Consider the following 10,825-nt stretch of genomic DNA (forward strand, 5'->3'; position numbering starts at 1 on the left):
CTTTACATATGTATTCCCTATAAACTCAGATCGACGGTCAGACCGCTGTGCCGACTAGGGCCCCAATACCAGCCGTGATTGCCATGGCCAATGCGCCCCAAAAAGTGACGCGAACGGTTGCCTTAAGCATATTAGCTCCTCCCGCCTTGGCGCCGATTGCGCCTAGTAACGCTAGAAACAGCAGGGAAGAGATAGCAACCGCATAAAGCAAGATCGAGGGAGGCGCGATGACCGCCATCAGCAAGGGTAGGGCGGCCCCAATCGAGAACGTGGCCGCTGAGGTCAGCGCTGCTTGCACTGGCCGTGCTTCCATGTGTTCGACAATTCCCAGTTCGTCACGGGCATGAGCAGACAGAGCATTGTGTGAGGTCAGCTGTATTGCCACCTGCCGCGCCAGTTCCGGAGTTAGGCCGCGATCAATATAGGCTTGCTTCAATTCATCGAGCTCTGCTTCGGGCTGAGTTTTGAGTTCCTTGCGCTCTCTGGCAAGATCTGCCAACTCCGTATCGGATTGAGAGCTGACAGAAACATACTCACCCGCCGCCATGGACATCGCGCCTGCAACAAGGCCTGCGATGCCAGCGATCAAGATCTGCGTCGTTCCCGTTGAAGCAGATGCGACGCCCATAATGAGGCTCGCCGTTGAGACAATACCATCATTGGCGCCGAGTACCGCTGCGCGAAGCCAACCGATCCGCGATACGAGGTGGTTTTCTGTATGCAATCGGCTCATTGAGGTACCTCCGGGCATTGGATGCATATCATCATACCTTCATCGAGACCCTTTGCCAGTGGCCTGAAAGTTTGAAGTTATCGAATTGTTCTCCGACGATCGGGCTTTTGCCGTTTTCGTTAGAGCTCCTGCGCGGATTTTTAAAAATCTGCGTTTTCGAGGGAGGCTTGAAAACGTTAACATTATACATTATAGTATATTATATAATGTTACGTTGGAGGCATAAATGCCCGTCACCAGAATATCTGAGAAGCTGTCGGTATCTTCGCAGCCAAACGCGCAAGAACTCAGTGTACTCGATCGAAGCGGCTTCAAAACGCTGATCAACAACCGCCCCGATAACGAAAGCGCAGACCAGCCGGGAAACCAAGCGGAATGCGATGCAGCCCACCAATGCGATCTCTCTTATGCGTATATTCCGGTCACAATGAATACGATCACTGAAGCTGATGTGCGTGCGTTTCAGGCGGCGGTCAGAAAATCCGATGGCCCCGTGCTTGCGCATTGCAAAACAGGTACGCGTTCGCTCAGCCTTTATCTGATCGGTGAGGTATTGGACGGACGCATGTCTGTTGAAGACGTCGTACCATTCGGACATCAACTCGGCTTTGATACCAGTGTCGCGGCATCGTGGCCTCAACGCTTCGCTGACCGTCGCCCGCAGGTAAAAGGCTTTTTCGATAGGCGAACCTCCAGTGTTCAGTACGTGGTGTCCGATCCGGCAACCGGTATGTGCGCAATTGTAGATCCCGTTCTCGACTTTGATGAAAAGTCGGGGGCCACGGCGACGATCAACGCAGACGCAATACTCAATTACGTCCGCAATAGTGGCCTGACGGTCGAATGGATTCTCGACACTCATCCACACGCCGACCACTTTTCAGCAGCTCAGTATCTCAAGGAGAAAACGGGCGCAAAGACGGCGATAGGCGAGCATGTAATCAGAGTCCAGAAGCTGTGGAAGGAGATCTACAACTGGCCCGAACTAGCTACAGATGGCTCGCAATGGGATCGGCTCTTTGCCGATGGTGAGACGTTTAAGGTTGGTTCCATCGATGCCAGAGTTATGTTCTCGCCTGGCCATACTCTCGCTTCAATCACTTACGTGATCGGCGACGCGGTATTTGTCCACGACACAATTTTTATGCCCGACAGCGGTACGGCACGGGCCGATTTTCCCGGCGGCGATGCGCGAGCATTGTGGGGGTCAATCCAGAATATCATGGCACTTCCCGATGAGACGCGGCTATTCACCGGACATGATTACCAGCCGGGCGGTCGTGCGCCGCGTTGGGAATGCATCGTGGCTGATCAAAAGAAGCACAATCCGCACCTGGCGGGCGTATCGGAAGAAGCCTTCGTTGCCTTACGGACCAAGCGCGACAAAACGCTGCCAATGCCAAGGCTCATCTTGCATGCGTTGCAAGTGAACATAAGTGGTGGACGTCTACCTGAGCCAGAAGCCAACGGTAAGCGCTATCTGAGGTTTCCGCTGGATGCTCTGGAAGGGGCTGCATGGGAATGACCGTGAACCGCATAACGATGATGAAAGATGGACTATCTTCAGTTGAATTATCTCTGCGCGCGAACGAAGTCGCAGACCTGCTCAAGACGCTGTCCCATCCAGCGCGTCTGATGATCGTTTGTACCTTGGTGGAAGGCGAGTATTCCGTTGGTAGGATGGAACAAAAGATCGGGGTTCATCAACCGCACCTGTCGCAGCATCTAACGGTGTTGCGCAGTTCCGGAATAGTCGAGACGCGACGGGAAGGGAAACAGATTTTTTATCGCCTCACAGAAGAAAAGGCGGCGCAACTGGTCGCCTCCCTTTACGACATCTTCTGCGTGGAGAAGGCTAAATGAGCGCTGACAGTGCGTGAGAGAGTTAGGATCCTATGGTGCTGAGTAACTCCATCCTTGCGGCGGTGGGTTCCGGAAGTGTTGTTGGCTTTATGCTGGGATTGCTTGGCGGCGGCGGCTCCATCCTCGCTACACCGTTGCTCCTTTATGTCGTCGGTGTGAGCCAGCCCCATGTCGCCATCGGTACGGGTGCACTTGCTGTTTCAGTCAACGCGTTCGCGAATTTTACGAGCCATGCCCTGAAGGGGCACATCTGGTGGCGTTGTGGTGTTGTCTTCTCCGCACTGGGCACTATCGGGGCACTTATCGGTTCCAGTCTTGGAAAAGCTCTAGACGGTGATCGTCTCATCTTTCTGTTCGGCATCCTCATGATCGTGGTCGGGCTGTTCATGCTGAAGCCCAAAAAGAGGTTGGACGTCGAACGCCGCCCGATCGACTTAAGAATGTGTCTCGTCACAGCAGCAGTAGCTCTCGCTTCGGGTTCGGCATCCGGATTCTTCGGTATCGGCGGCGGCTTCCTGATTGTGCCCGGCTTGATGTTGGCAACAGGTATACCGATGATCAACGCAATCGGCACGTCCCTTCTCTCCGTGGGGGCCTTCGGACTGGCTACGGCTTTGAACTATGCCACCTCCGGGCTGGTGGACTGGTGGCTTGCTGGTGAGTTTATCGGAGGTGGCGTTATCGGAGGAGTATTTGGAATGATACTCGCCACGCAATTGAGTGGATATAGGAACACATTGAACCGCATTTTCGCTGCAATAATCTTCATCGTTGCGGCATATATCCTGTATCGCAACTGGACCGGCATCTGATAACTATGCAATTGGCAGCCTTACACAGCGGTGACCAAGTGAAAACTGAATGATTGCCCATCCGACAGCCCGTGCATCTCGGGCCTGTTCAATGAACGGGCAATCTCTAAGCAGAACTTGATACCATTATCATAAAAGAAAAAAGTTATATTTGCCAATGACATAACTAAAACTGCCAACCACCCCAGACTAACCATCCATATGGGTGCTGTCAGTCGCCCCATGATACGTCGTTCGATTCCGAGATACGGTTTCGCCCGCTGGCACCGATTGCCGCTCGTATCGTCGGGTTCCTGCTCATCGTTTTATCTTTGTTTCACTACTATACTGCGGGTTTCGGCCTTTTGACGGAAATGGTGCATCGCGGGATCCATCTTTCCTTCGTGTTGGGCTTGGTTTTTCTCGTCTTCCCCTTTTCGCGCAAAGGTTATGATCAGCCTGAAACCTCTTCGCTGCTAAGGCCTCTCGGTATTTCGATCATTGACTGGACGTTGGCGATTATCGCTGTTGTGGCAGTACTCCACGTCCCTTTAATACCGCTTGACGATCTTGCTTTCCGGGTTGGCAACCCGACCACCATAGACGTTGTTCTTGGAGGTTTGTTGGTCGTAGTGCTTTTGGAGGCGACACGGCGTTCGGTGGGCTGGCCGCTGCCCATTATCTCAATTCTGTTCCTGCTTTACGCGCTCTATGGACGCTACATGCCCGGCATATTGGTTCATCCAGGTGCGTCTGTAAGCCAATTGATTGATCATCTTTATCTGACGACACAGGGCATCTATGGTATCGCGCTCGGCGTCGTTGCCACCTATGTCTTCCATTTTGTCTTGTTTGGTGTTTTCGCGACCCGTATCGGTTTGGGCCAGTTGTTTCTTGATTGTGCAGCCTGGGTGGCAGGGCGCTTCGCTGGCGGACCTGCAAAGGTCTCGATTTTTGGATCCGCGCTGTTCGGTATGATCTCTGGTTCTTCAGTCGCCAACACGGTCACGGTGGGTTCTTTGACTATCCCTGCAATGATCCGGCTTGGATATAAAAGGCATTTCGCGGCAGCGGTGGAATCGGCATCCTCAACGGGGGGGCAAATTACGCCTCCGATCATGGGCGCAGCTGCGTTCCTGATGATCGAGTTTCTCAACTTGCCTTATACGACTATCATCCTGGCCGCTATTGTGCCGGCCTTTATGCATTTTTTCGGTGTGTTGATGCAGGTTCATTTGGAGGCCAAGCGCAATGGTTTGCGCGGCATGACCAGGGAGGAGTTGCCAGATCTCGGTGAGGCCTTTAAGCGCGATTGGCCGACAGTCATTCCACTCGTGGTGCTGATTGGTGTGCTGTTGTCCGGCTATACGCCTTATCTCGCGGCCTTCTGGGGGATAACCTTGTGTATTGCGGTCGGCCTTCTTAATCCCCGCAAGCGCATGACGGTGGGGGAGATACTAGACGGTCTGCGAGATGGTGCGAAATACGCTCTTGCCGTTGGTGCAGCGGCGGCTACTGTCGGCATTATAGTGGGCGTGGTGACGCTCACTGGGGTTGGTTTCAAAATTTCCTATATAGTAACATCGACAGCCGCCCAGCTCGCTGGTTTTTTGGGACGATCCTGCCAGTCACTTGGTTTGGACCGCAGAGTCTCACACTCCTTTTTACGCTCATAATGACCGGAATTGTCTGCATCCTCATGGGGTGCGGCATTCCGACAACGGCGAACTACATCATTATGGCCACGATTGCCGCACCTGCTCTGGGGCTTCTGGGTGTGGAGCCTATCGTCGCGCATTTCTTTGTATTCTATTACGGCGTTCTGGCCGACATAACACCACCGGTGGCGCTCGCCGCCTATGCAGCTGCGGGTATGGCGGGGGCCGATCCATTCAAGACCGGCAATACCGCGTTTCGCCTCGGATTGGGCAAAGTATTGGTGCCATTTGTCTTCGTTTTCTCGCCGTCCCTGTTATTGGTAACATCCAATTTCAACTGGCCTGACTTCTTTATAGCGTTTTTCGGTTGCGCCATCGGTATTACCGCACTTGGCGCTGCGCTCTCTGGCTTTTTGTTGGTGAGAACAAAGCCTTGGGAGAACATCCTGATGATCTTGGCGGCGGTTCTATTAGTCGCACCGGAGATTTACTCATCGATGATGGGCTTGCTAATGTTAGTTCCGGTTGAAATTCGGCAATTTTCTGGGTTAAAGACAGCAAAGATGCCTGAAGCCCACTGAAGCTCTTCCATCCGATGCAAATTGCGATGCCCCATGTTACTCTGCCCGCAACGCTCACGATATATATTGTGCCAAATGTTGAATATGACGGTGGATACTGCGGTCAGTAGAGAAAGAATTGTGGCGAGAGTTGGCGATAGGACGCCGCATCTCCCGAGACAGAATTTTGACTGGTAATCAGCACATCGTCCAATTCCAGGGGCCATCGGTTCATACCCTTTCAAGGCCTAGCGGTCTACGCTTTTTCGACAGGTGCGTTTCCCGACTGGCAATCAAATGGCAATATGATTTCGCTAAGTTTCAGGCTGGAGACCATGTCAGCAAGGTGGTTTGGAGCCACGAAGGTACCAAAATAGAGGTTGTTGTCACGTTAAGTTTCTCTGGCCGGAAAGGCCAGGGGCTCGTAGATATTCAGGCGAAACAGGCCGCAATTTTCCATGCATCGAAAGCTTCGAGGCGATGGTAGCGAATTGTGTGTGCGGCTCGGCGACGAGATGGAACAGAGAAACAATTGCGGGTCGCTGAGTGCATGGAGACGAACCGTTGCAACGCTCCAGGTGACCGATGACCTTGCATGGTTCGCTCCCGTTTCCTAAACGGCAGATGGCTATTTTCGGCCCGATTATTGAGGCCCTTGTGCGACCAATGGTCAAGGCCGGGTGCCACTTCTGCCTTTGCTGCACCGTAGGAGCGGAGCTTATCGGTGATGATCCGTTTGGGAGCAAAGCCATAGCGCTTCATTAACGCCACAAGCAATCGCTTTGCCGCCCTTTTATCACGCCGCTTCTGCAAGATTTCTTCGAGAACGGAGCCATGTTGATCCACCGCACGCCAAAGCCAGAATTTTTCTCCAGCGCATTTGACGACCACTTCGTCCAAATACCAAACATCGCCGGGGCGCGCCTGACGCCGCCGCAAGTTGCGTGTGATCTGGGGGCCGAACTTGGCGATCCAACGACGAACTGTCTCGTATGATACGTCGATTCCACGCTCAAGCAGCATTTCTTCAACTTCACGCAGACTAAGGTTGAACCGCAGATAAAGCCACACCGCATGAGCAACGATCTGTGGCGGAAAACGGTGACGCTTGAAGATGATATCTGATGTCTGCATCGCCAAAATTTACGCCCAAACCGTCAGGCAGGCAACTGCAGCCCAGTTAACGTGACAACACCACTGCGATACCTCCGGTCGCAGAGACAGACAGTCGCTCCGAACTACTGTCCCTCGAAAGCGAGAATGCATCTCTCAAGCGCGAACTGCTTGCGAAACTGCGCGCAGAAAATGATGCCTTGTTCGCGCTGCTCAGACGAGCCGATCTGCGGGCCACCCACATTAGATAGATCCGTTTTATTCAGGCCTGCATGTTCATGGGCCCGACGACGACCTGGCTGAAACTGGCATGAAGCAATACCAACCGCGTGTTCTGGTCATTTGGGAGCGTCCGGTTTATCGTTGCCAAGGCTGTCGCATGTTGGGAAGCAGGCAACACCAAGTCCATTTTGGCGCGATCGGGGAGGTTGATTGACAATGAAATCATGGAGTAAGCGCCTCGTCGCGGGGCTGAAGAACTGGCGATCGCGCGACAACGACACCGGGGCGGATGCAACGTCTGGTGGACAAAGCCCAGCTGATATGACTCCAGAGCGATCTGATGACGGTTCAAAGGCAAAACTGTCGATTAAGGTCACGGTGGAAGACTTTGAAGGAACAGGCGTTGATGCAAATCCGCAGATAAAACCGACAACCCCACTTGAAACTTCCCCCGTGCCTGCGAACGAAGTACAGCCGCCTGAGGCATCGTCAAGTCAGCCGGAGCCGACGCACGAGGCGGCAGATGAGCCTTCCTCATCATCTGTTTCAAAGCCGACGCAAAATCTGTCCCGGAGAAGATCATCAAAGTCCAAGGTTGGATTGTTGGGAGGCAATGACCTGGCGGTGTCAGACGGGGAAGGGGACTCAGCTACCGAAGCGGCTGAGAACAAAAGCGTCACCCGCGAGAGGAAGTTGCAGACCGATCATGAATTGCAGAAGTTCACCATCAACACGACCCCGGCAAAAGAGCTTGAAGACGCAGATGGCAACGCATCCATCGGGGCAGAGCCAAGAAACCCATCGGAAGCGTTAGTGTCGTTTGAGGAAGCGAATGCACTTCACGAACCGTCCAGTGGTGCGGAGCCATCGAGAATAGATCAGGCGACAGACAAAGATGCGACGATCCCTGGGGCGCCCATGTCACCGCAAATGCGCTCCCGTGATCGAAAGCCCAAAGCGACTGATGAACTGGTGACCGACGCAATGCTCGCAGAACTTGAAGCGGAAAACGCCCGCCTTAAGCGCCTTCTCCGTGAAAAGCTGAGTGCGACCAAGGATAATTCTGAGAATTGAACTAAGGGTCGCGTGCGACATCGCCAGACTACCGTCGAACGATTTTGAACATAAGGATTTGTGATGGCTGTTACATTGTTGCATGGAACCGGTAATCTTGTCTGCGACGGAGTGGATGCGGGCCGGGTCGAATTCAGCATCGCCAGTCCGGCGGATGGGCCGGACATGACAAGACGTGGAAAGGTCTGGGGCAACAGGCAGGCGATAGCTGCCTCGATGGATGCTGAGAAGATTGAGCTGATTGTGTCAGAGCCGAGTGAGACGCTTCTCCTGGATCTCCAGGATCTGGATCGCGATGGTGTCGCCTTGTTCTCTGTTTTACACGCCACAGCTGCTTGACGACGGCTGACCAGTGAGCGCTGATAGAGCGGTCAAGCAGTATCCTTCGGCAGGCAAGCGACAGTCAGGTTGCAAGCCACGGCGTTCGGTAGATTCAGTCCCGATCTGCTTGAAGCCTCACTTCAAGATTCCGTCCACCAAAAAAAGCCCATAAAGGGGACGGTTTGCCGTTGCTTATCAGAATTAAACCCGAGAACAGTTCGTCGGCGGAAACTTGGCATGGGCAGAATTGTAATAACGCTTCAGACCGGTCGTTAAAATTACCCGATCGTGATTGATCAGCTTCAAACTTCAGGCGGCAATTGTTAATATCGTCGCGTGTAAACATCGCGGAAAACCTGACCGGAGGTGTCTACATGTCCCCGGCGGTCCGGGAAGAGCGCCGGGGATTCAGATCATTTGAGCGTTATAAAATGCGAATGCTGCAATGACGAATTGCCGAGAAGGTGAATTCTTCACACCAATGAGAAGGTAGCAGCTTCTGATGAACCTTGCCGGTGAGCATCATCCTGAACAAATAGGACAAACTGGACAAATGGAAATAATGTTCTTATATTGAGCTGCATGTAGACGGAGTACACCATGGCTAGTCCAAATATGCAGACGCACCAGAGCAGCCGCACCAACGTAGCAGAACGTGTCACCAACAAAGTCACGAATGCGCTCAAAAGCGACAAGGCATTTGAGTCAGGAACGCTTGCGCTTTCAGCACACATAGCGGGAGCCGCATCAGCGGCCGTACTCGATCTCCCGCTAGAAGCCCGGCAGGAACTCCGGAAGCGGCAGGCCGAGTTGACGCAGGGCATCAACCGACTGATTAAATCCTTTGGCAAGAAGCCGGTTTACAGCAAGATTGGTCTCACGAGGCCCGATGTCGTTGAACCTTCCAACGGCGACGGTCTTGGTACGATTGTATCCGATGAAGAAGGACAACAGCTACTCAACGACATTGCAGTTGCCCGGAAGATTGAGGACTGGGCCGGAGAGGCTGTTGGCGCAACCGAACTCAGTCGCGACTACGGCATTCCTCGCTCGACACTCCATCGCTGGCAGCATTCCAATGAAGTAATAGCGCTTCTCAAGGGAACTAAAAAGCATGTCTATCCGACTGAGCAATTCATTGACGGACGCCCCGCAAGAGGGATTTCCACCATCATCGATATAATCGGTAGTCATCGAATTGCCTGGCTCTGGCTACGCCAGGTCAATCCCGTCCTAGGTGGGCGGAAACCTATCGACTGTCTCAAGCAGGACCGCCTTGATGAAGTCATCGATGTTGCTCGTGCATATTTCGAAGCGCATTGATGCTTCATCCGAATATCTTGCAGCAACTTGCCGTTCAAGTAGATGTCAGCAATTATGTGCGGATTCTCCCGCGCATCTATGCGGCCACACCCTTAGGTATGGGGTTTGGACTTACGCGGTTCTCAAGTCCGAAGAATAAATTTCAATTGCTCTACCTTGCGCAAAATCCGATGACGGCAGTTGCGGAAACGATAGTACGAGATAGGTTTGAAAAGACAACGGACCGCTACCTTATGCGCGAAGAGCTTGATCGCTATTCAATTGCTGTGATCCGTAATCCGAAGCCGCTATTTTTGCTCGACTTGCGCTATGAGGGTGCCAGCCTGCTTGGAATATCGACCGATACCGTACGAGCAAAGGCTCAAGCCGCAGGTAGACGATTAAGTCAGGAAATCTACGACCAAACCGAATTCGACGGCATCATTTATATGTCTCGCATTACAAACAAGGAATGCGTCGCTGTTTACGACAGGGCAGTCCACTTCAATCTCGAGACTGAAGCTCCAGCCTTAAACTTGACGAGGTTATCAAGCTTGACCGATATTTTTGAGAAGTTGTTCGTCACTATAATGGCGAAGCCATAACACCCGGCATTTAAAAAAGGTAGGTCGATCCAGCGGAGCGGACCGTAATTCGCAAACAGGAGGTCGCTGTCCGTTTGCCTGAAGACAGGACGCGCTCATCATCAGGACCAGTGCCCGGAAGCTCAGCGCCTTGTTGTATACCTGAAATGTCCAACGGATTATACGCAAAATTCAGCTTAGACGACAATTCTCCGCCTATCGGCGCGCCAGGGCGCGTCTGAGACCACTTCGGTGTGGAATCGCGCAAAAATCCGATGAGATTCATATCTTTCTGCTGTAACGGATAAATCCGTGAAGGCATACGCGTGGGGTATTCGGATTGCGGGCGGTTGAGTTGTTTTGCGGGGCAGGGGGTATGTCTCTTGGGTTGAAACGTGCAGGTATCGAAGTGGTCGGGGCATATGATGCCTGGGATCCCGCCGTTGAGACGTACCGTCATAATGTCGGGCAATATGTTCACAAACACGACCTGAAAGATATTTTCGCTGTTGCGCCTGCGATAGCCCGAATGGCCCCGGATCTGATCGCTGGCGGACCGCCATGCCAGGATTACTCGGTTGCGGGCAAGCGGGTGGAAGGAGAT

The 10,825-nt window shown here is 53.0% G+C and carries 10 protein-coding genes and 1 pseudogene; 9 read left to right on the plus strand and 2 right to left on the minus strand.

The window, feature by feature from the left end; genetic code table 11:
* Window positions 1–37 precede the first annotated feature (37 nt).
* Window positions 38–733 (minus strand): VIT1/CCC1 transporter family protein, encoded by a 696-nt coding sequence (locus JNC70_RS21185; protein WP_196108001.1) that lies wholly within the window; start codon window positions 731–733, stop codon window positions 38–40.
* 226 nt (window positions 734–959) lie between these two features.
* On the opposite strand from JNC70_RS21185, the gene blh reads away from it, so the two are divergent.
* The 4 genes and pseudogenes from blh to JNC70_RS21205 form a co-directional block, all read left to right on the plus strand.
* The gene (blh, locus tag JNC70_RS21190) at window positions 960–2,258 is read left to right on the plus strand and encodes a bifunctional sulfur transferase/dioxygenase Blh (protein ID WP_374788928.1); all 1,299 of its coding nucleotides are present in this window, start codon (window positions 960–962) and stop codon (window positions 2,256–2,258) included.
* Complete coding sequence (gene bigR / locus JNC70_RS21195; protein ID WP_374788929.1) at window positions 2,249–2,596, plus strand: sulfite-sensing transcriptional repressor BigR; 348 nt, start codon at window positions 2,249–2,251, stop codon at window positions 2,594–2,596. Before blh ends, bigR begins: the two co-directional genes overlap by 10 nt.
* A gap of 32 nt (window positions 2,597–2,628) precedes the next feature.
* Entirely contained in the window at window positions 2,629–3,408 is a 780-nt protein-coding gene (locus JNC70_RS21200; protein WP_374788930.1) for a sulfite exporter TauE/SafE family protein, read from the plus strand.
* 224 nt (window positions 3,409–3,632) lie between these two features.
* Window positions 3,633–5,626, plus strand: a pseudogene (locus tag JNC70_RS21205) (TRAP transporter permease); the annotation flags it as partial.
* Between the two features lie 411 nt (window positions 5,627–6,037).
* Here the strand turns inward: JNC70_RS21205 and JNC70_RS21210 are convergent.
* Window positions 6,038–6,739 carry an IS6 family transposase gene (locus JNC70_RS21210; RefSeq protein WP_109365644.1) on the minus strand — a complete coding sequence of 234 codons (702 nt, stop codon included), beginning with the start codon at window positions 6,737–6,739 and terminating at the stop codon, window positions 6,038–6,040.
* A 411-nt stretch (window positions 6,740–7,150) separates the two neighbouring features.
* Here JNC70_RS21210 and JNC70_RS21215 point away from each other — a divergent pair, with 411 nt between their 5' ends.
* The 5 genes from JNC70_RS21215 to JNC70_RS21235 all read left to right on the plus strand — a co-directional run.
* The gene (locus JNC70_RS21215) at window positions 7,151–8,014 is read left to right on the plus strand and encodes a hypothetical protein (RefSeq protein WP_374788931.1); all 864 of its coding nucleotides are present in this window, start codon (window positions 7,151–7,153) and stop codon (window positions 8,012–8,014) included.
* Window positions 8,015–8,077: 63 nt separating this feature from the next.
* Complete coding sequence (locus tag JNC70_RS21220; RefSeq protein ID WP_374788932.1) at window positions 8,078–8,353, plus strand: hypothetical protein; 276 nt, start codon at window positions 8,078–8,080, stop codon at window positions 8,351–8,353.
* 582 nt (window positions 8,354–8,935) lie between these two features.
* A complete protein-coding gene (locus JNC70_RS21225; protein ID WP_374788933.1) occupies window positions 8,936–9,658 on the plus strand; it encodes an antitoxin Xre/MbcA/ParS-like domain-containing protein in 723 nt (240 codons plus the stop codon).
* Window positions 9,658–10,242 (plus strand): RES family NAD+ phosphorylase, encoded by a 585-nt coding sequence (locus JNC70_RS21230; protein WP_374788934.1) that lies wholly within the window; start codon window positions 9,658–9,660, stop codon window positions 10,240–10,242. Before JNC70_RS21225 ends, JNC70_RS21230 begins: the two co-directional genes overlap by 1 nt.
* 355 nt (window positions 10,243–10,597) lie before the next feature.
* The coding region (locus tag JNC70_RS21235; RefSeq protein ID WP_374788935.1) for a DNA cytosine methyltransferase at window positions 10,598–10,825 on the plus strand (228 nt) is incomplete at its 3' end.

This window comes from Brucella oryzae (genome assembly GCF_041929965.1).
Taxonomy (GTDB): Bacteria; Pseudomonadota; Alphaproteobacteria; order Rhizobiales; family Rhizobiaceae; genus Brucella; species Brucella oryzae.

Coding starts and splice junctions, on each gene's coding strand:
- JNC70_RS21185 (WP_196108001.1), bottom strand. CDS start 733: ATGAGCCGATTGCATACAGAAAACCACCTCGTATCGCGGATCGGTTGG.
- blh (WP_374788928.1), top strand. CDS start 960: ATGCCCGTCACCAGAATATCTGAGAAGCTGTCGGTATCTTCGCAGCCA.
- JNC70_RS21210 (WP_109365644.1), bottom strand. CDS start 6,739: ATGCAGACATCAGATATCATCTTCAAGCGTCACCGTTTTCCGCCACAG.
- JNC70_RS21225 (WP_374788933.1), top strand. CDS start 8,936: ATGGCTAGTCCAAATATGCAGACGCACCAGAGCAGCCGCACCAACGTA.
- JNC70_RS21230 (WP_374788934.1), top strand. CDS start 9,658: ATGCTTCATCCGAATATCTTGCAGCAACTTGCCGTTCAAGTAGATGTC.
- bigR (WP_374788929.1), top strand. CDS start 2,249: ATGGGAATGACCGTGAACCGCATAACGATGATGAAAGATGGACTATCT.
- JNC70_RS21220 (WP_374788932.1), top strand. CDS start 8,078: ATGGCTGTTACATTGTTGCATGGAACCGGTAATCTTGTCTGCGACGGA.
- JNC70_RS21200 (WP_374788930.1), top strand. CDS start 2,629: ATGGTGCTGAGTAACTCCATCCTTGCGGCGGTGGGTTCCGGAAGTGTT.